The following is a 21,886-nucleotide window of genomic DNA, read 5'->3' on the forward strand; positions in this document are numbered from 1 at the left end:
TGGATTCGAACCAGGGAGATGACAGAGTCAAAGTCTGTTGCCTTACCGCTTGGCTATACCCCAATTAGATGGTGGAGGAGGGCGGATTCGAACCACCGAACCAAAGGAACTGAGTTACAGTCAGCCGCGTTTAGCCACTTCGCTACTCCTCCATTATGGTGCCGGCTAAAGGACTTGAACCCTCAACCTACTGATTACAAGTCAGTTGCTCTACCAGTTGAGCTAAGCCGGCTTATTTACTTTATGGTGGAGGTTAACGGGCTCGAACCGCTGACCCTCTGCTTGTAAGGCAGATGCTCTCCCAACTGAGCTAAACCTCCATAACGCTACCTTGTTAGTCTATCATTATTTCAAATAAATGTCAACAACTTTTTATTTTTCTATTTTCTATTTAATCTAATCGATATCTCCTAATTCAGGCAAGATTTATACTAACATAATTTTAACTATTAATCAATATGAAAATTACTTTTTTCCTCATTATTTTCACATATTAATGTAAGCGTTATCTTTTATTATTAAATTAATCCTTTTTTATCCTTATATATGTTAAAATAAAATTAAGAAGTTCATTTAAAGAAAGGTGGTTATTTTAATGAGAACTTATCATGCAAATGAAATTGGTAACGTAGCTGTTTTAGGACATTCCGGCTGTGGTAAAACAAGTATCGTAGAAGCTATGGCTTACCGTAGCGGTTTAATTAATCGTATTGGTACTATTAATGATGGAAATACATTGAGCGATTATAGTATTGAAGAAATTAATCGTAAATCATCTGTCAATCTATCTGTTGTCCCTATTGAATGGAATAATTGTAAAATCAACTTAATCGATGTTCCCGGTATTTTTGATTTTACAGGTGAATGTGAATCTGCACTAAGTGTATGTGAATCCGCATTAATTGTTGTTCCATCATCTTCAGGTATCAACGCCGGAACCAAACAGGCTATGTATAAAGCCAAAGATAAAGCAAAGATCATTTATGTCAATGGATTAGATAATCCTAATAGTGATTATGCAACTAAACTACAGCAATTAAAAGATACTTATGGTAAAGCTATTGCTCCTATTCAAGTTCCTATCATGGATAATAATAAAATGATCGGTTATGTTAATGTTGCAAAAATGGAAGGACGTATTTTTGAAGGAACACAGACCAAACCCATGGATATTCCTGAAGAATTATTGGATGAGATTCAGCCAATCAAAGATATGATCGATGAAGCAGTAGCGAATACTAGTGATGAATTATTAGAAAAATATATTAATGAAGAACCATTTACAAAAGAAGAAATTTCTTTAGCTTTACGAAAAGGTGTTATTGAAAAAACTTTGATTCCCGTTTTATGTGGAACTGATCAAATTGGAATTCAAATCATTTTAAATTCGATGGTAGCTTTCTTCAGTGCTGCTGGAGATATGACTAATTCTTTAATCGTTAATAATATTGATAAAAATGAAGAGGAGATCATCGGCTATGATGAAAGTTTACCAGCCAGCATCTTTATTTTCAAAACAGTTGCAGACCCTTTTGTTGGACGTACATCTTTATTTAAAGTTGTTACTGGAACTATATATAGCGGTACTTCTCTATATAATGTCAAAAGAAAAGAAGTTGAACGAATCGCTAAACTATACCAGCCTTGCGGCAAAGAATTAATTGAAGTTGACTGTTTACACGCTGGCGATATCGGAGTAGTAACAAAGCTAAATGCTTCAAAAACGAATGATACTTTATGTATTGCTGGATATCAAATTATCGTACCAGAAATAAAATTTTCAACGCCTTACTATGGCAAAGCGATTGTACCGATCGGTAAAAGCAACGAAGAAAAAATTACCAATGCTATCAACAAACTATTAGAAGAAGATCCAACTTTACAATTTAAATCAAATCCAGAAACCAAACAGCAGTGCATTTATGGTATTGGTGATATTCACTTAGATATATTATTAACAAAATTAAAAAACAAATTCAAAGTTGAAACAACCCTTGAAGATATCAAAATTCCTTATCGTGAAACAATAAAAAAGAGCATTACACAAAGAACAAGATTTAAAAAACAATCAGGTGGTCATGGTCAATTCGGAGAAGTTGAAATCACATTTGAACCTACCTACGACTATAGCAAAGCATATATATTTGAAGAAAAAATATTTGGTGGTGCCGTTCCAAAATCGTATTTCCCTGCTGTCGAAAAAGGATTGATCGAAAGTGTCAAAAGTGGCGTTTTAGCAGGATATCCAGTACTTGGAATCAAAGCTACTTTGATCGATGGTTCTTATCATAATGTTGACTCATCAGAAATGGCCTTCAAAACTGCTACTTCAATGTGTTTTAAAGAAGCTATTCCTAAAGCCAGTCCAGCATTACTTGAGCCATATATGAAAATGAAAGTTGTTGTTGATGAACAATATACTGGCGATATAATGAGTAATTTCAATACCAAACGAGCTCGTGTAATCGGTAGTGATGTCTTAGACGACGGTTTAATTAAAATCGTTGCTGAAGCACCTATGAATGAAGTTATGAACTATGCTGTTGATCTTCGTTCTATAACTCAAGGTCAGGGTATTTTTGAAATGGAATTTTTAGATTATGAATTTGCCCCTGATAATATCACAAAGAGAATTATCAACAAATAAGATAATGGTAAATATTTGCATTTTTACTTTTCTTTACAAGGAAGATTTTAAATTATTGATCAATCAATAAAATAAATTCTTCCTTTTCAATTTATATTTTAATCAGCCGATATTATCCTTTTCCTTACCATTACCTATATTTTACACAAAATAAAAAATACTTTTCTTTAATTTACTACCTAAAAGTGTTATTATAAAACCATATATAGGAGGAAAAAATAATGAATGTACTTGTTTGTGGCGGAGCAGGCTATATTGGAAGTCATATTTGTGTTGAATTATTAAATGCTGATTACAATGTAATAGTAATTGATGATTTTTCTAATTCAAAACCTGAAGTTTTGGGATATATTAAAGAAATCACTGGAAAAGAAGTAAAATTCTATGAATTTAATATATTAGATGAAGCTAAAACTGAAGCAGTTTTTAAAGAAAATAAAATAGATGCGGTTATTCATTGTGCTGCATTTAAAGCTGTTGGTGAATCAGTAGAAAAACCTATCGAGTATTATACAAACAATTTAACTACGACATTGATCGTCAGCAAGATGATGAAAAAATATCATGTTAATCAAATCGTCTTTTCATCAAGTGCTACAGTATATGGAGATCCTGAAGTCGTCCCAATAACTGAAGATTGTAAATTAGGAGATACTACTAATCCATACGGCACAAGTAAAGCAATGATGGAAAGAATATTAACCGACGTACAACACGCCTGTCCTGAAATGTCAGTAACTTTATTACGTTACTTTAACCCTATCGGAGCTCATGAATCAGGATTAATTGGTGAAGATCCTAAAGGTATTCCAAACAATTTAATGCCTTATATCATGAAAGTAGCAACAGGTGAACTAGAATGTCTTGGTGTTTTTGGTAATGATTACGATACTCCTGATGGTACCGGAGTTCGTGATTATATTCACGTAGTAGACTTAGCCAAAGGACATGTTAAAGCGATTGAACGTTATCGTAAACCAGGTGTTCATATTTGTAATCTTGGTACCGGAACTGGTTATAGTGTACTTGATTTAGTAAAAACATTTGAAAAAGTAAACAATGTAAAAGTAAATTATAAAATAAAAGATCGTCGTCCTGGAGATATTGCAATTTGTTATGCCGACCCTTCTCGAGCTAAAAAAGAATTGGATTGGGTTGCTACAAAAGGAATTGAAGATATGTGCCGCGATACTTGGAACTATGCTTTAAAACATAAATAATTTACTAACAAAATATACCAGAAGCAAAATATTGCTTCTGGTTTTTATTTTTATATAATGTTCTAAGTAAAATATGTTTTAAACAAAATGCAAAAATAAAAGACATTTTTTTAGTATTTTTAACGCAATCAACAATAAAAAAGATTATGTGATTAATCGATATCCTTTTTTAAATATTGTTTTTAGACAATTTTTTTGGTATTATATAAAAGTACTGTTATGGAGGCTAATCATGGAAAAAGTAAAAAAATTATGGAAAGAAATTAGCATCTTTGGAATTGTAATCGTAGTTTTTCTTGGGTTATTCGTTTATCGAAAAATTACTCACGTTGAATTTACAACAATCACTCAAAGTGCACTTGTAGAAAAAGTAGAAGATAAAGATAGTTTTGTAGTAGTAATCGGAAATAATAGCGATAACGCAACATTATCTTATCAAGATACAATGACTACATATTTAGAAAAACACCGTGGTAAATCTTTATACTATGTTGATATCTCTAGCGATAGTGATTACACTACCTGGTTAGAAGAAAAGCTTGACATCACAGATGGAACAGTGCCTCAAACAATAGTATATAAAGATGGCAAGGTATCTAAAAATAAAACAGGAGCATTATCATATTATCGACTTGCTCAATTATTTAAATAAAAATCAGCTAATGCTGATTTTTATTTTATATATAAACGTTCTACTCTTTTTGATATTAAACAAATTATTTCATAAGGGATCGTTTCCAAATCTTTAGCCATACTAGCTAGGCTAATATGATCCCCAAAAATTTCAACTTTATCTCCCGCTTTTACCCTTTCATCAACTCTTACCATTGTCTGATCCATACATACTCTTCCTACGATTTCAAAATAAGAATCATTGATATAAACTTTTCGCCCCTGATTTTTTCTAATTAATCCATCAGCATAACCAATTGGCAAAGTAGCGATAAATTCATCCTGTTTAGCAGTATAAGTTAAACCATAACCAATCCGTTCACCAGCTTTGACTTTTTTTACCATTGAAACTTTTGAAAACAATGACATAACCTGTTTATATTCATTTGATTCATCCCCAGCAGGATCGATCCCATACATCACGATCCCAATTCTTCCTAAATTAGAACCATTATCTTGATGATATATCATTGCTGCACTATTACAACAATGTATATATTTAAATTCAGTTGGATCAATCAAATCATAAAACATTTCCTGCTGCTGTTTAAAAGCCTCTATTTCCCCATCGGCTGTAGCATAATGAGTAAAAATTCCTTCTAAAATAAATTTATCATGATCGATTGTTTTCAACAGCTCATCTAATTCATCTTTACTTGTCAAACCGATTCGATGCATTCCAGTATCTAACTTAACATGAATCTTTAACGGCTGATCATCAATCAATGTTTGTAAATGATGCATATAATCTAAAGAAATCATTGTTAAAGAAATATCATAACTAATTGCTAATTCAATTTCTTCTTTAGTAGTCGGAACAGCACCCAATATCAAAATTCCTTTTTTTATCCCTAATTCTCGAAGTTCAATCGCTTCTGGCAATGTCGCTACAGCAAACATTTCAATATAATCAATATCCTTTATATAACTAGCAACTTCCTTATATCCATGACCATAAGCATCCGCCTTGATTACAGCCATTAAAGGACGTTTAAACTTTTTATAAGTCTGTTCTATATTTTCTTTTAAATATTTTAAATTAATAACAGCATATGTATCACGATGTAAACTCATACAAACCCTCCATACTGTCTTAGTATAATCCAAACATTATAATATTTCAATTAACTCTTAAATAATTTTAATAATTATGTAGATAGAGGCTAAGCCCCTATTTCAAACTAGATGTTTGCATACTACTAATAACACTTACCATTTCTTCCTTACTCAAATCTTCTGAATATAACTTACATAAAATTCCTGATTTCATCATTGTTAATTGTCCTTCATCATAAAACGCCACTCCATCAACAAGATCAATAACTTCACCATTAATTTCTTCAACATTGATCTCATCAGTTGCTACTATCGGTGTTTCAATAACTGTAAAATTTTTATCTCCGGTAAATTTTAAAATGTGATTAACGGTACCATCAATCGTCGATACTTTTTCACTATTTAAAGAACTTCCCATCAAAGCAATCGGATATAGAGGTAATTCGCTTGATACATTTGAATATTCACTTGTACTTTTTTCAAGAACTTTTTTCTCATCAAAACTATCTTTACTTAATTTAACCTCCGTTTTAAAATCCGTGAAATTTGCAGTTATAATTTCGGCATCATCTTTATCCAGTACAGTAACTTGTTTAGGCACTAATTCTTTATCAAAAATCATTTCTTGGCTAGTTATTCTCGAATCGTTAGGATAAGTAACATCACATTTTACTTGATAACCTGTTTTTATTTTTTCTACTTCACCTTTTTCTAATAACTCAATCAAAGATTGATAAATATATGGTTTAGGGGAATTATTAGGCCATTCACTTTGAAATTTAAAAATTTGATTTAATGTTGGTGTTAACACAAATACGCCATCCAGATTCTTTACAATAATTTGCGATTGATTTAACGATTTATCATAAAGTTCTACTTTATAATACTCATCCTTCTTTTCTTTAAAATAGCTTACATTGACCAAATAACTTTTCAGTTCATCATTTTCTACCATTTCCATATTACATGTAAGTGTATATTTATCATAAGCTTTTACTTTTTCGACGGTCTTATCTAAAGAGCTATCTTTAAATTTAAAAAATATTAATGATGCCACAACTAATGCAATAGCAACTGCAATTCCAATATATATTTTTTTCAAAATTACACCCCCATTAATAAATATGTTTAAATTTTAATATTATGTATAAAGTTATTTATCTTGGATACACTTTAATAAGGAGGATGAAAATAATGAATATAATACAAAAAATTTCCTTAATACTAACAATTATTGGGGCATTAAATTGGGGGTTGATTGGTTTATTCAATTTCAACCTAGTAGATTCGTTATTTGGTGTTGATAGTTTTTTATCAATGTTAATCTATATATTAGTAGGTATTGCTGGTATTATCAACATCATGTTATTATTTGTAGATTTAGATACAAAATAAAGAGCAGTTTCCTACTCTTCAATAATAAATGGGGTCATTTCTCCATTTTTTTTATTTATTTTTACTCTGTTTTTAACCATTTTTAACATTGGAATATCGTGAACAGAATCTGAATAAGCATATGAATTTTCATAATCGATCTTTAGATTCAATTGTTTAATAATCCTATTTAACCGAACCACTTTTTCTTCATTTTTACAATTCTTACCAACCATTTTACTAGTGTATTTACCATTAACAACTTCTGTTTTAGTCCCCAAAATACCATCAACTGGTAAGTCACAAAAACGAAGATATCCTTCAATCGAAGCTGAACAAATATAAACTTTATACCCTTCACGCTTTTTATTTTTCAATTCCGCAATAACATTTGGATAATATTTGGGAACTAGACACGTTTGATAAAACTCATTTATTTCATCATCATTTAAATGATCCATAGGAAATAGCCATGATGATTTAACCGTCTGAAACTTTACTATTCCTATTAAATACAAGGGAAATAAAACTACGATCTTTAACAATCTAAAAACAGCCAAGGGATGTTTTTTGATATAATATTTCAATAGTGCTTTACCAGAATCACCATGAATTAATGTATCATCAAAATCAAAAAAAGCAAACTTCTGTTTCATCAAGCAATCTCCAATGCAATTTCCATCATTGCCGTAAAACTTTTTTCACGTTCTTCAGCACTAGTTTGTTCATTAGATACTAATGAATCAGAAACAGTCAATAAAGTTAGCGCCTTTTTATTTAAATATGCAGCTGTTGCAAACAATGCATAAGATTCCATTTCAACACCTAAACAACCCATTGATGCCCATTTATCTGCCGTTTTTTGATCAGCATGATAAAAAATATCTGATGATAAAATATTTCCCACATGATAACTAACATCTTTTTCTTTAGCTTTATTAACCGCTTTTTCTAATAACCCATAATCACTTATTGCACTATAAGTACCTGGCAATTCATATTGATGAGCGAAATTTGAATCCGTACAGCAGCCTTGAACAATAATAATATCACGTAATCGCACTGCCTCTTTAAAAGAACCACATGATCCAATTCTAATAATATTCTCTACACCATAATAGCTAAATAATTCATAACTGTAAATCCCAATTGATGGCATTCCCATCCCAGAGCCCATAATAGAAACTTTTTTTCCTTTATATGTCCCTGTATATCCAAACATATTTCTAACACTATTAAACTGTTTTACATCTTGTAAATAGGTTTTTGCTAAAAACTTTGCCCTAAGTGGATCACCTGGCATCAAAACAGTTTTTGCAATTTCACCCATTAAAGCTTGATTATGCGGTGTAGCCATTGTTATTCCCCCTTGATTTTACCATCTTTAAAATAATAATATGTTTCACTACCTTCAGGTTCATTCAATTCCTTACCATTTACAGCTAAAATTAGATTATCCAGAAACTTTTCAGCATCATCAGCCCCCAATTGAGCATAATAACCATCCAGCACTAAAAAAGGTCCAAACCCATAATCATCTTGATCAAAATCAATAATTTCATCAACAATTTCATTATATGCAGTTTTAACTTCTTCAACACTTTCGCGATCGTCCATATCATACTTGATTATTTTCATATGTTCACCAAACTCTTCTTCAACTAGTGGCAAAACATTATTAGTAACATATTCACAATTTGAACATCCTTCAACATAAAAATATTTTAATGTGTATGTTTCAGTATATACATTTTTTTCCTTTTTTTGACACCCAGTAAAACTAAAACATAATATCATAACAATAAACAACTTAACTATTTTTTTCATATTCCACCTCTTGCTTTATTATAAACCAAAAATCCATAAAAGTATACTAATCATTATTAAGTCCCTAATATAACACTTTAATCACAAAAAAAGGAAATAGCTATTTCAAACTATTTCCCTTTTAAAATCATTAGTCTTCTTTCTTTTTCTTAGTTTTGTAGAATGCTAACGTTGCAAGTGCTAATCCTGAAAGTGGATATAACATATTTGTTGTATCTCCAGTAGCTACACTTGTTGTTGTATCACCGGCTTTGACTGAATTACTTGCTTCAATCACTTCTAATCCTGCCATTGCCTTCGTTAATACTTCTTTTGCGTTATCTACTTGTTCCTGTGTTGCTTCAGGATCATTTAATACCGCTTTAGCTTCATCTAATGCTTTTGTCATCACTGACCATGTCTTCGCACTGTAATTTGTGACATTTAATGTTTCAGCTTTATTGATCAATCCTTGTAATAGATCCTTATTTGGAATTAATCTTAAGTCTAAGTATGCTCTTATTAATGCTTCATATGCATTATCGACTGCTTCTTGTGTTGCATCTGGATCATCTAATACTGCTTTTGCATTTGCCATTGGTTCATCTAATTTAGCGACACTTGCTTCTGTATATAAACTCTTATCTAAGCCATTTACCATGTCATATGCTTCTTGTAATTTTGTCTTATCTGCTCTTAAGACTAAGTTTCCAATAGCATTAGTTAAGTTATTTAACGCTTCTGTTACATCACTTTCTAATGCATTTTCATCATTCATGACTTCAGTTGCTGCTTCGATTGCTTCTTGCAATGCTGCCCATGAATCAGTTGTATAATTTTCTTCTTCATAACCATTTGCTTCTTCTAGTAAAGCTTCTAAAGCACTCTTATCACCTTTTACAAAGTCTAACATATGAATTGCATTAGCCAAACGATAGAAGGCACTATCAACTTTAGTTTGGTCAGCACCAGTATCCACTAAAACATCTGTTGCTTCTTGTAAAGCTGTTTCAAATTCATTAACGACTGCTGGTACGACATTATCCAATGCCCCTTGAGTTTTTAAAGTATTTGCAGTATCAACAGCTATTTGTAAGGCTGTTTTATCTGTATCAAGTTCATCTTTGAAAGTAATATCTGCAAAGAACATATTATGATCTGATAATCTATTATCAATCATTTGTACTACTTCAATATCAATATTTTTAGATACGATTATATTATCTACACAATTTACATTCATTGTAGCATCTACACCATTAAATGTATCGAAGAAAATATCATTCATACCATTAGCTATATTATAATTATCACCAAAGATTTCAGCAAATTCTTCTCGATATTGATCTGCATTGAAATCTCCAACAACAATTCGATATGATAATGGATCAGCATCCATTGCTGCTTTTAATGTTCTCATTTGTTGATGACGTAATTCTGTATCTTCATAAGATAAATGAGTATTATAGAAAGCCACTTTATGTCCAGCTAATTCCACAACACTACGTTGATAGATACGTTGTTCATTACCAGCACTTTCTAACATAGCTGATGATCCATCATTTAATGGTGATTTTGATACTGTACCAATACCATATTCACCACCAGCATAGTCTATCGCTTTACTGAAGAAAATATTACTATAAACATCGCCTTTAAATCCTTCAAGCATATCATAGTTATTTCTACTTGTATACTTATCGACTTCTTGAATACCTGCTATATCAACATCATATTTTTCTAATTGTTCACGAATTTTGTCAACATCAGGATTTTTATTTGCAGCAATATTATATGAACCAATTCTGACTTTACCTTCTTCTTTTGCCATAAATGAATCGTAAGCTTCATTTAAAGCTGCAAGATTTTCATCTTTTAATGTATAATCATCAGCTTTAGCCTTAACATCATCAATAACTTCCTGTAATGCTGTCATTTTTGCTTCAGTATTGATTGATTCTGTTAATAATTTTTCTAATTCTGAAATACGATCATAAACTGCTGATGTATCGGTATCAGCTACATCTTTTAAACTGATTCTATCGATCCAGTAACTTGCTTCTGGACGTTCGTTATTAAATAAATATATTTTACCAATATTTGAAGGAGCAGCTGCCGAACTACGATAACCATAATTTTCAGCAAATGCAACTTCCTCACCACTTGGCACTGTTACATATGCACTATATGTTCCTTCTTTTAAATTAACTTCAATTCTAATATGATATTTAACATTTTGTTCAAAATTAATAGTACTTTGAACATAACCTTTATTACCATTATAAGCACCAAAAGTTCCTTGATACATACGGATAATAACTGGAACTTGTCCATAAGCCGTATAGTTTGAACCACTATTACCAAGTCCTACAGCTGTATTTGTCTGATCTGGCGCAAGAGTTGTTACCATATCAAATTCTACATCAACTAAATATGTATTACTTGGACCAATTTCTTTATTTGCTGAAACTGCTCCAGCACTGTTAGGCGCTTTTGCAATCAAAGCATCTTTTGCTGGCTTCAATTCTGTTTCTAATGGTCCATAAACTTCAAACTCATAAATACTTCCACTATACCATTGACCATTTCCTGTATGATGCCATCTTTGTTTTTGGATATATTTTACATAACGCGCTTCAACCGCATCAAATTTAACGACTTCATCAGTTTCTGGTCCATCATTAGCTGTTGTTTCATCTTTAACATAAACTGTTGTAAATTCTTCACCATCTTCAGAAACTTGAATTTCATATTTATCAACAGCTGATTCGTAACGAATATTGATTTCATCAATAACTCTTGTTTCTTCTAGATCTACTAATAACCATTGTTCATCTTTATCTTTAGCAAATGAAACACGTGATTCTTTACTTACAAGACCGTCAACTGCTTTATCAGCAGTAAAACGTCCATCATTTACTTCTAATCCTGATACTGAAACCGGTCTATTTAAAGCATAGTTTTCTGATTTATATCCTAAAATATCAGCAATTTCTTCTGTTGTCATTGCCTTATTATACACAGATATACTTGACAATGTACCAGTTGTATTTTCAAATACTTTTTCAACTGGAAGAACAAACGTTGAGCTTTGTTGCGTTTTTCCTGCAATCGTTGTATTTGTTAACTTACCATTTCCAATCTTCTTGCCATTAATATACAATGTTAAATCTTTGTTATTACAAGCTAAAACTAAATCAATATCTTTATTTGCTTCTAAAGTATAATCAAATGTAAATGAATATTGATCACGTGAATAACCAAGTTTCCCATTCATATCAGCAAAGAATGTTCCATCTTTACCAGTAAATAAAGTTGTATTCTCAGTAATTTCGCTTAAATTAAACTTCATAAATACAGTATAAGGATAACCTATACTATCCATTGGTAATGATAAATATCCATCACCATTAAAACTAATACCATTTTCACCTAATTGTCCATTAACAATAGTTCCATCATATCCATTTCCACTTAAATCTGCTACAGTATCACCTGCATCTTCAAAATCATAAGATACTAATTGATCTGTTTTACTTTCTACATATCTTCCTGGATTTGCATTAGGAACTTTATTTTGTAAAGCATCAATTCTTTCTCTAAATTGTTCATATGTTTGATCAGCTTCATCTTCTCCATACCAAGTTTTTTCTGCTAAGACTGAAACTGCATCTTTTATACGATCATAAATATCAAACCATGAAAATCCTGTTTTAAATGATGTCATATCATTCCATAAAGCAAATTCAGCCCCTTTTGTTTGTGGGTGCGCTACTGGCATAATTGCTTCACCAGAAGGATTTCTTCCTGATTTAAAATTATTAACTTCGAATTCTTCATATAATCTTTCTGTATCAATACGATCTGGATATCCAGCATTTCCAGCAGGAACAATATACAACCATCCTCCATATGTATTGATCACGTCATAACCCGCATCATATGTTTCTTGAACATCAGCCCAATATGGAGCCCATAAGTTCATAGTTGCTTCATTAGTTACTGGAGTTGTTCCGTTAAATCCATTTTTACCTAGCGATGCCCATACTCGACTTTCATAACCTTTACTGTTAACATATTTAATAAGTTCATCAGTCCATTTGCGCATTTGTTCACCATATGCTTTGTCATATTCATCAGTACCAATATGGAATTTATCACTTTGAATAACTGGATCATCACCATCCAAATATTCATCAAATAAATTTTTAATGATCGCTATATTAGCATTATAAGCTTCTTCCGTTGTAATATCCAAATAGCCTGCTTTATTAGCTAACATCTGGACTCCAGGAATATCTCTAAACGCTTCAGAATGGTATGGTGTATCGATTTCAGTGATAACATCAATACCATAATTTTTCATATCTTTTTGATATTGTTTGTATTCTTCTTTTGTATAATACCCATCAGATGCTACGATTGATGGATAAACTTCACTTTCTAAACGGAAAGCACTATACCCAGATTGTCCCCAGTAATCATTAATATGAATATGTGCTTCGTTTAACTTATACCATGACATATAAACTGTCATTTCTTCTAAGTATTCTAAAGGAATATACATTCTTCCTACATCGATCATACCTGCACGTACTTCATATTGAGGATAATCTCTCGCAAGTCCTTTAGGAGCAGTGTTATTATTTTGATAAAGAATTTGTGTAATAGAAGCACCACCATAAATCATCCCTTTATAAGTAGGAGCTTCGATCGTTACATAATTAGCAATATCTAAATAATATCCTTCTTCTCCCAATTCATCAATAGTACTACCAGTTTTTAACACGATATCTCCAGTTTGTGGTTGCCCACTTACAACTTCGATATCACGTCCTAACATATCTTTAAAATATGTCTGGATCATCTTAGCGCTATCTAACCATTCATCATCTAAAACAACGATACGAGAAGCAGCTGTTAACTGATAATCTCCTGTTGCTCCTTTCCATTCTCTAAGACCTGGAACAACATTTGGTTTTTCATTATCTTGTTGTTCAACATCATATTTTCCATTAACAACAAATGCAATATCATCTGATAGGGCAGTATCTGTTTCATCATCAACATTTTCAACCTTATACATGATATTAACTGGCATATCAACTAATGGTTGCGTAACTTTTCCAGTTTTTGAAACAACTTGTTCATTATCTGTCCCATATAATGAAATTTTATATCCATCTGGTACTGATGGTATAACAAGTGATTGTCCATCATCTGACAATACTGGCGTTTCTTTTTCGATTTCATCAATAATACTTCCAGCATTGTAAACTTGTTGAGAATAAACCTCTAATTCATAAATAGAATATCCATATCTTGCAGTTTTTGGTGTTTGACACAAAATACGAATATATCTAGCTGTAAACACTTCAAAGTCTTTATGTTCTTGCATTCCTGCTGCATCAGTACCTGATACTAATACATCAAAGAAGTTTTAACCATCTAAAGATCCTTGAATTGTATACTTTGTAGCCGTTGCTGCTTCCCAATTGATATTAATTTGAGAAATTGGATACTCTTCTAATAAATCAACCATCATCCATTGCTCAAAATTAGAATCCCATTGTTCTGCAGGTGTCCCAGTTCCTAGTCTTTTTGTTGACCATCTCGAATCAGCACTAACAATTCCATCAACTGCTTTTGAAGCATCTTTGCCTGAGTCAGGATATACACTCGATTCAGATGTTGGCTTGTTTAAAGCAAGATTTTCAGGAGTCGATGCATATGTTGGCGAAATTTGGATCAATCCAATAACCATCAAGCATGATAACAAAAAGCTTACTAGTTTTTTACCTTTCATTTTCCTCCATCCTTTCATTAATTTTACATCAGCGCGTAATGTAAGCGCTTAATTAATTCTACTTTTTATCTTTATCTTTGTCAATAATCACCCTAAAAAAGACAAATTAAATACTAATTTTTGCCATTGTTAATAATTAACCATATATTAATCTAAAAATTTAATCTTTTTTAACTCACATTTTCCTATAATGATCCCTTTATAAATTATTAGAATTCTTTAATCTATTTTATATAACAAAAAAACAAGACCTACACTGTAAGTCTTGTTTTAAATTATCTTTTATCTATATCTTCTTTTTCTATTTCCATAGATCGCTAGAGTTGCAATTGCAAGTCCTGCAAGTGGATATAATAAGTTTGTTGTATCGCCTGTATCTATTGCAGCAGTTGTATCTCCTGATTTAACTACTTCTAATCCATTGATACTAGCCATTAAGTTTTCATAGGCTGCATCTACACCAGCTTGATCAATATCACCATTAGTTAAAGCCGCTTGAGCTTCTTCTAATGCTTCCATCATCACTGACCATGTTTCAGCACTGTAATTTGCCACGTTCAATGATTGAGCTCGATTAATTAAGTCTTGTAATAGATCCTTATTTGGAATTAATCTTAAGTCTAAGTATGCTCTAATCAATGCTTCATATGCAGCATCTACTTCCGTTTGTGCTGCATCTGGATTATCCAATACAGCTTTAGCATTTGCCATTGGTTCTGTTAATCCAGCTACACTAGCTTCTGTATATAGACTCTTATCTAAACCATTTACTTTATCATATAATGCTTGTAATTTTGATTTATCAGCACTTAATACTAAGTTTGAGATTGCCTCTGTTAAGTTATTTAACGCTTCATTAACATCACTTTCTAAGGCATTTTCATCAGCCATTACATCTTTTGCTGCATCTAAAGCTTCTTGTAATGCTGCCCATGAATCAGTTGTATAATTTCCTTCTTCATATTTTTCAGCTACATCGATCAAAGCTTCTAGATCAGTCTTATCACCTTTTACAAATTCTAACATGTGAATTGCTGTTGATAAACGTGTAAATGATGCATCAATTGTTACTTGACTAGCATTAGTATCAGCTAAAATAGTTTGGGCTTCTTCTAAAGCAGCATTAAATTCATTAACTACCGCTGGTACAACATTATCTAAAGCTCCTTGAGCTTTTAATATATTTGCTGTATCTACAGCTATTTGTAATGCTGTTTTATTTGTTTTCGCTGGTTCAACTTCAACTAATGCATCTTTTGCACTAGCTAAAGCATCTTTTGCTGCACTTACTTCTTCAGCAGTTGTAGCATTTACTGCTACCAATTTTGCATTTGCAAGCGCATCAGCAAATACTTGATAAGATTCAGCAGTATATAAATCTGCATCAACTTTATTTGCTTCACTAATTGCGCTATTAAGTTCAGCAACATTAGTTAAAGCTGCTTTTAATGAATTATATTGAGCTGTTAATAATTCTAAAGCATTTTCAGAAGCTGAGTCCATTACTTCTACTTTCGCTAAAAGTGAAGCTAAAGGATCAGCAGTTACTTTTGAGTAATCAGCTAAATTAATTGATTTAGCATCATCAAGAATCATCGCTTTTACTTCGGAAATCTTTTCAGCTGTTGCTACTGTATCATCTCTAGCAACATCGATTTCTACAGCTGCAGCAAAATTATTACCATTATGAGTAGATAACGCTGTCAATCTAATACCATATGCTGTATACATTTGATCTAGTTGGATAACATTTTCTTTAGTTTCACTTGAGAAAGTACCTTCTTTAATTACTGTATAATTTCCATCAGCATCTTTAATTTCTAATCTATAATCTTTAATTGATCCGTTAGAAGACGCTCCGCGTCCAGTATATAAGAATTTATCAAATGTTTCAGCACCACCAAAATCAACTGCAATCCAGTGATTATCTGTACATGTTTCTAAACCATGATAATTAGTATGCCACCATGAATTTAAATTTCCATCAATAGCAGCCATTGCATTAGCATCACCAGTAGAACCAGTTTCTTCTGAACATGCCGTTGCAGTCCAGTTTTCATGAGATGGCGTAATCATTTCATTTACATCAGTAGTAAATGCTTGTACTTCATCATATCCAACTGCACTATTTTTAACAGTAACTTGTGCCAATTTTCCAGTGAAATCATTATCCCCAACGATAATATTACCACCTTGAACAGCTTCATTTAAATGATCAGCATCATATAATGAGCTTGACAATTTACCATCAATATAAATTTTAAGCATTCCATTAACTTCACGAACCGCATTAATAGAATGTTGCTTACCATCATTAACATTTCCAGTTAATGTAGTAGTTGTAGAAGTTGGAACATATTCATCTGTACCAAATGTTCCATGTGCTTTTTCAACAACTGTTGTAACAGTTTCTTTAGAACTTAAAGTAAGATCTTTAACTTTAAATACCACATAACCATCATTATCGATCGTTAATGATACATCATCACCTAATTTAACTAAATCAACATTTGTAGCAGTTGTTTCCACACCTAAATTGATACTAAAATCTGTAGTTCCAGTAAATTTATTTTCAGTATCAACTGTATACGCTTGATCAATGCCACTTAACCAAACAGTATCTTGATTAGCATTATAAGAAGCTTCAATTTCACTAGCATCTTTTAAATCATTTTCACTAGACACACTTGCTACAACACCATTTTCATAGTATGCAACATTAATATCTTGTGATAATTCATTATTATTGAAATCTTTAACACCTGATACAGAAACTGCATTAACATTAGTCAAAAGACTTGCTGTATTTAATACCACAGTTCTATAATCTTCTTTTAATTCAGCAGTTACTTCTTTACCAGCAACTCTATAAGTACCACCTTGAATTCTTTCACTAAATTTTAAAGTGATTTCATTATTTCCAGTTGCTTTAGCAGAAATAATTTCAGGTTTATCATTATCAACATGTCCATATTGTTGAATGATTGTTTGATGTGGCGCTAAAGTGACTGTAATTGTATCACCATAAGAAAGTGTATTTTCAATATTTCCTTCAGCATAAGGATAAACTTGAACACCCTTAGCATCTTTTAAAGTTGTTTTAGCACCAACAACGTCTGTTATTTGTAAAGAATATGTTTGTTCTTCATCAGTTGGATTTGTAAATGAAATAATTCCTTCATTTCCATTCCAGCTAGAATATCCATACACACCATTTCTTGGCTGATTTCCAAATAACTTCGCGTTCTTTAATACTTCATGATTTTCTTCAGCCCAAGCTAGAGCATCAGCAGTTACTTTCCATTTAGCATCATCCATAATAGATGGTGAATAATATAATTCCCAGAAAGCTGTACCACGAACAGCATTAGCGAATAAGAATTCTCTAAACACTTCAGTAGTTGCACTACTTCCATCTGATACACCATAAATTGGATCATGGTTATAAATATTCTTTAATGGGAATTGAATTTGATTTTGTTTATATAATTGATAATAAACTTGATCACGATAATAAATCTTTTGTTGATGTCTTTCACCAGTACCTAATTGACCAGTATCTCCAGAATCTTGTACCCAAATTGTATTTACCCATTGTAATAACCATGGACTTAAATTGATATAACTTGTAGCATTGATAAATAATCCTTTTCCTTCTTTAGCACGAGCTTCACGAACATTATCAAATAAATCTGTCCATGCTTCCCACATATCAGAAGTAAAGTACATATTTTGATCGCCACCAGTCATATGATCATGACTAGCATTGTTACATGGTCTTGAAGCAAAACCATCCCATTTCCAATAATCAATATCAAATTGATCTTGGTAATTGATTGCCATTTCTTCAAAATTCTTCAAATATTTACGAGAACCTGTACAAATAACATTTCCTAATGCAGAATTTGATTGTACATATCCAGTTCCTTTAGATTCTAAATATCGAGCAAATGTTCCAAAGTAATTATATCCACCTTGAGGTCCTACCCATAAACCAAATGTTGATTGTAATTTATTAGATAAAGATGAAGATGTATACAATTCATTAGGGAACTTAGCGTTAAATTCCCAGAATCCTGTCTGGTTAGGTGTAGTTCCTTGAGAACTTCCTGGAGTTGCTGTGTATGTACCATCATAATAATTGTTCCATCCATCATCAACTACATAAGAATCTAATGGTTCTACACCATTTTCTGTTAATCCTTTTTCAGTTCCATAGAAAGAATCAGCAATACTTTCATCAGTAATATTCATCATATTATCATACCATGAATTATACTGTTTTCTAAAATCTGTTGGTGTTGCAATATCTTCAATATATTCAAAGAAATCTGTTTGAACTACTGAAGTATCTGTCCCTTGTGCAGCCCCAACAACATTCTGCCAAGTAACGAACTTACCATCTGTTGTAAGTTGATTATCTTCTTGTAAACGTGTAAATGTTTTACCTGAATAATAACGAATTTGTGTCGTATTATCTTTGACAATAGTGTCAGTTGCTGGGAATTCAGATCCCATAAATAAACCATTTACATAAATTGGTTGTCCTAACATTAATTCATGTTGACCAATCCACATTGATGAAATTTGACTATCATCAGGATGTGACCAAACACCTTCAGCATCTTCTGGTAACACAAATCTATCAGTATCGATGTAATCGATTTGTGCTTTATCCTTATCACTTACACTAATTTCTAAGAATGAACGCATGTAGTGATCACCAGCTGTTAGTACTACTACTTGATCGATGTTATAAGTAACACCATTAATTTCATATGGTTCATATGAAATTGTTAATTTTTTACCATTTTCAATGTTTTCAACATTAGCACCAGCATATACTAAATCACTAGATACGATTGCATCTTCGGAAACTGGTGTAACTGCAACATTGTAATTTGGTCCATAATATTGATCAGTATAAAGATTTAATTCTGCACTTGTAAACTCTTGCGCACTACCAAAAGCAACTCCTGTTTGAACAACTCGTACATATCTAGTTGTATAAGGTTTATAGAAGTTTGCATAGACACGATCTCCTACATTGTGTAAACCATCTGCATCATGTAAATTATAAGCTTCACTTGTAAAATTACCAGCACCTGCTAAATTCCATTTTACACCATCAGCGCTAACATACAATTCAAATTCACCCATAGTACCATTAGTACCATAAGCTGCATCATGATATCCTGGACGCTTGTCAATTGATAATGAACGTACAGTTTGTTCTTCACCTAAATCAATTTCAACAGTAATTGGATGTCCACTTACAGTATATTCATCAGGATATGTATTTAAGTCTCCATCAATTACTTTAGCTACTGCTGCTTCACTAAAAGCAGATCCATTAGCATTTTTGATCGTCATTGTCCAATTACTACGATCTAACACTTCAGTTGGTTCAACAACTTTTTGTGTCTTTGTAATTTCTTGATCATAGAAATCAATTTCTGCGCTTGTGAATTCTTGAGCAGTCCCAAGTGCAACACTAGTTTGAACAACTCGTACATATTGAGTATCTACAGCTTTATCAAAGTTTACATATACCATATCACCGACATTGTATAAATCACCAACTTTATGAAGATTATAATCTTCTTCGGTAAACTCTCCTTCTGCTATTTTAGTATACTCAGCACCATCAGCACTTACCCAAACTTCATAACCTCCCATAGTACCATTGATACCATAAGCAGCATCACGATACCCTGGACGTTTATTTACTGACATTCCGGCAATCGTTTGTGTTGTTCCAAAATCAATATCTAATGTAAAAGGATGCCCACTTATTTGCCAATAATCAACATTAGTATTTAAATCACCATCAAATAAAGTAGCTACCTGGCTTGCTGAAAAAGCTGTCCCAGCTGCATTTTTCAATGTTGCCTGCCAACCATCAGTAGATAAAGGAGTAGGATAAACCCATTCAGGATCATTTGTTATTTCATTATCATCTTCCTCAGTTTTACCTTCACTAAGAGTATTAATAATAAAATCTTCTGAACCTTTTTGAGGTTCTAAACTTTTATTGATACGTTTATTTAAAATTGAATTAGTTAAAATCGTGCTATCTTTAATCGAAAATTCTCTTGAAATGTAATCATTCCCAATAGATACAACATCATCACTTATTTGCGTGATAACACTATCATTAGTTGCCTCTACGGTATTAACACCAGCAGTTAGACCACTTACTATTAGGGAACAAGATAATACTGTACTGAATAATTTTTTTATTTTCATCCTTTTTAATCACCTTCCCCAATTTAATGGTAATTATCTTCTTTAAATTATCTTATAAATCATAAATAATAACAAACCATTTTTTACATTTCAACTTAATTCCTCTTAAATAGCGTATCAACACTCCTTCCAACATTAGTATAACATTTTTATATTTTAAATTATTTGCACATTTAGTATAAATATTTATATTTTTTATTTACTTATATTTATAACAAAATTTTAATATATTTACTAAATATTTATACTTTTACTATATTTAAGTGTTTTTATTCATATTAACTGCAATAAAATGATTTTAGCAAATATCAATTATTGAAAATCAAAACTAATTTCTACAACTATATTATTAATACTCAAGCTGATAAATATCTTAAAATAATCCAATAATATTTTTTATTATTTTAATAATTTTATTGAATAAAAATAATTTTTATAATATAATGTAAACAGATAATATGAAGTGACCTCCTAAGTTGTCAAAAAGTGGATTACGATTCATAATAAGATTAGTAAAAAAACAAAATTATGAAAGTCGATACCATAACGACAATAGGAGGTCACTATGAAAAGTATAATTTATATTGGGATGGATGTCCATAAAAATACGTACAGTTTATGTGGAATCAATTCATCAACAGGAGAAGTTATTGCACAGACAAAATGTGCTGCTGAAGTAAAGAATATTCTTAAATTTATTAAGTCAGCTAAAGAAAGAATGAGTGAAGAAAATGAGGTGGATATTTTAACAGGATATGAAGCCGGATGTTTAGGATTTTCCTTATATCATGAACTTGCATACCATGATATTCCATGTGTTATATTAGCACCATCAACAATGCATGGATCAGTCAAAAATAAAAAAGTAAAAAATGATAAGATGGATGCCTTTAATATTGCCACTAATCTTATGCACGATTCATACAAAGCTGTTCATGTACCAACAGATCATGACAATGAAATCAAGGAATATATAGGTCTAAGAGAAGATGTCATCCAGTCAAGAAAGAGAATCAAACAGCAGATCAGTGCATTGGTATTGAGACGAGGATTAAG

At 31.6% G+C, this 21,886-nt stretch carries 13 protein-coding genes and 3 tRNA genes; 5 read left to right on the top strand and 11 right to left on the bottom strand.

The window, feature by feature from the left end; all coding sequences use genetic code 11:
* Window positions 1-69: 69 nt before the first annotated feature.
* The 3 genes from BR82_RS0110870 to BR82_RS0110880 all read right to left on the bottom strand — a co-directional run bounded on the left by BR82_RS0110870 (window position 70) and on the right by BR82_RS0110880 (window position 320).
* Window positions 70-152, bottom strand: a tRNA-Tyr gene (locus tag BR82_RS0110870).
* A gap of 4 nt (window positions 153-156) precedes the next feature.
* Window positions 157-232, bottom strand: a tRNA-Thr gene (locus tag BR82_RS0110875).
* Between the two features lie 12 nt (window positions 233-244).
* Window positions 245-320: transfer RNA gene (locus tag BR82_RS0110880), tRNA-Val, on the bottom strand.
* A gap of 275 nt (window positions 321-595) precedes the next feature.
* Here BR82_RS0110880 and BR82_RS0110885 point away from each other — a divergent pair.
* The 3 genes from BR82_RS0110885 to BR82_RS0110895 all read left to right on the top strand — a co-directional run bounded on the left by BR82_RS0110885 (window position 596) and on the right by BR82_RS0110895 (window position 4,519).
* Window positions 596-2,647, top strand: coding sequence for an elongation factor G (locus tag BR82_RS0110885; protein WP_027090215.1), 2,052 nt, complete (start codon window positions 596-598; stop codon window positions 2,645-2,647).
* A 221-nt stretch (window positions 2,648-2,868) separates the two neighbouring features.
* Complete coding sequence (galE, locus tag BR82_RS0110890) at window positions 2,869-3,867, top strand: UDP-glucose 4-epimerase GalE (protein ID WP_027090216.1); 999 nt, start codon at window positions 2,869-2,871, stop codon at window positions 3,865-3,867.
* Between the two features lie 232 nt (window positions 3,868-4,099).
* Window positions 4,100-4,519, top strand: a complete 420-nt coding sequence (locus tag BR82_RS0110895) for a hypothetical protein (RefSeq protein WP_027090217.1) — start codon at window positions 4,100-4,102, stop codon at window positions 4,517-4,519.
* Window positions 4,520-4,539: 20 nt separating this feature from the next.
* On the opposite strand, the gene alr is transcribed toward BR82_RS0110895, so the two are convergent.
* Both alr and BR82_RS0110905 read right to left on the bottom strand, forming a co-directional pair.
* Window positions 4,540-5,613, bottom strand: a complete 1,074-nt coding sequence (gene alr / locus BR82_RS0110900) for an alanine racemase (protein ID WP_027090218.1) — start codon at window positions 5,611-5,613, stop codon at window positions 4,540-4,542.
* Window positions 5,614-5,710: 97 nt separating this feature from the next.
* Window positions 5,711-6,697 (bottom strand): LolA family protein, encoded by a 987-nt coding sequence (locus BR82_RS0110905; RefSeq protein ID WP_027090219.1) that lies wholly within the window; start codon window positions 6,695-6,697, stop codon window positions 5,711-5,713.
* A gap of 92 nt (window positions 6,698-6,789) precedes the next feature.
* On the opposite strand from BR82_RS0110905, the gene BR82_RS0110910 reads away from it, so the two are divergent.
* Window positions 6,790-6,990, top strand: a complete 201-nt coding sequence (locus BR82_RS0110910) for a DUF378 domain-containing protein (protein ID WP_024721071.1) — start codon at window positions 6,790-6,792, stop codon at window positions 6,988-6,990.
* Between the two features lie 11 nt (window positions 6,991-7,001).
* On the opposite strand, the gene BR82_RS0110915 is transcribed toward BR82_RS0110910, so the two are convergent.
* The 6 genes from BR82_RS0110915 to BR82_RS0110940 form a co-directional block, all read right to left on the bottom strand.
* Window positions 7,002-7,625 carry an HAD-IB family hydrolase gene (locus tag BR82_RS0110915; RefSeq protein ID WP_027090220.1) on the bottom strand — a complete coding sequence of 208 codons (624 nt, stop codon included), beginning with the start codon at window positions 7,623-7,625 and terminating at the stop codon, window positions 7,002-7,004.
* Window positions 7,625-8,326, bottom strand: coding sequence for a purine-nucleoside phosphorylase (gene deoD, locus BR82_RS0110920; protein ID WP_027090221.1), 702 nt, complete (start codon window positions 8,324-8,326; stop codon window positions 7,625-7,627). Before deoD ends, BR82_RS0110915 begins: the two co-directional genes overlap by 1 nt.
* A 2-nt stretch (window positions 8,327-8,328) precedes the next feature.
* On the bottom strand, window positions 8,329-8,796 hold the full coding sequence (locus BR82_RS0110925; RefSeq protein ID WP_027090222.1) for a hypothetical protein: 468 nt from the start codon (window positions 8,794-8,796) through the stop codon (window positions 8,329-8,331).
* A 130-nt stretch (window positions 8,797-8,926) separates the two neighbouring features.
* Entirely contained in the window at window positions 8,927-14,173 is a 5,247-nt protein-coding gene (locus BR82_RS16415) for a family 20 glycosylhydrolase (protein WP_027090223.1), read from the bottom strand.
* A 42-nt stretch (window positions 14,174-14,215) separates the two neighbouring features.
* Window positions 14,216-14,581: a discoidin domain-containing protein gene (locus tag BR82_RS16420; protein WP_027090224.1), complete on the bottom strand. Its 366-nt coding sequence runs from the start codon at window positions 14,579-14,581 to the stop codon at window positions 14,216-14,218.
* A gap of 282 nt (window positions 14,582-14,863) precedes the next feature.
* Complete coding sequence (locus tag BR82_RS0110940) at window positions 14,864-20,830, bottom strand: discoidin domain-containing protein (RefSeq protein WP_027090225.1); 5,967 nt, start codon at window positions 20,828-20,830, stop codon at window positions 14,864-14,866.
* 565 nt (window positions 20,831-21,395) lie between these two features.
* On the opposite strand from BR82_RS0110940, the gene BR82_RS0110945 reads away from it, so the two are divergent.
* Window positions 21,396-21,886 (top strand): IS110 family transposase (locus BR82_RS0110945; RefSeq protein ID WP_027090226.1); only part of this gene is annotated, 491 nt, incomplete at its 3' end.

The organism is Thomasclavelia saccharogumia DSM 17460, assembly GCF_000686665.1.
In the GTDB taxonomy this organism is placed as follows: Bacteria; Bacillota_I; Bacilli_A; order Erysipelotrichales; family Coprobacillaceae; genus Thomasclavelia; species Thomasclavelia saccharogumia.

Excerpts from the sequence above, each read along its gene's own strand:
- BR82_RS0110940 (WP_027090225.1), bottom strand. The coding sequence starts at position 20,830 with ATGAAAATAAAAAAATTATTCAGTACAGTATTATCTTGTTCCCTAATA.
- BR82_RS0110895 (WP_027090217.1), top strand. The coding sequence starts at position 4,100 with ATGGAAAAAGTAAAAAAATTATGGAAAGAAATTAGCATCTTTGGAATT.
- BR82_RS0110925 (WP_027090222.1), bottom strand. The coding sequence starts at position 8,796 with ATGAAAAAAATAGTTAAGTTGTTTATTGTTATGATATTATGTTTTAGT.
- BR82_RS0110910 (WP_024721071.1), top strand. The coding sequence starts at position 6,790 with ATGAATATAATACAAAAAATTTCCTTAATACTAACAATTATTGGGGCA.
- BR82_RS16420 (WP_027090224.1), bottom strand. The coding sequence starts at position 14,581 with ATGAAAGGTAAAAAACTAGTAAGCTTTTTGTTATCATGCTTGATGGTT.
- deoD (WP_027090221.1), bottom strand. The coding sequence starts at position 8,326 with ATGGCTACACCGCATAATCAAGCTTTAATGGGTGAAATTGCAAAAACT.
- BR82_RS16415 (WP_027090223.1), bottom strand. The coding sequence starts at position 14,173 with ATGCAAGAACATAAAGACTTTGAAGTGTTTACAGCTAGATATATTCGT.
- BR82_RS0110885 (WP_027090215.1), top strand. The coding sequence starts at position 596 with ATGAGAACTTATCATGCAAATGAAATTGGTAACGTAGCTGTTTTAGGA.
- galE (WP_027090216.1), top strand. The coding sequence starts at position 2,869 with ATGAATGTACTTGTTTGTGGCGGAGCAGGCTATATTGGAAGTCATATT.
- alr (WP_027090218.1), bottom strand. The coding sequence starts at position 5,613 with ATGAGTTTACATCGTGATACATATGCTGTTATTAATTTAAAATATTTA.
- BR82_RS0110915 (WP_027090220.1), bottom strand. The coding sequence starts at position 7,625 with ATGAAACAGAAGTTTGCTTTTTTTGATTTTGATGATACATTAATTCAT.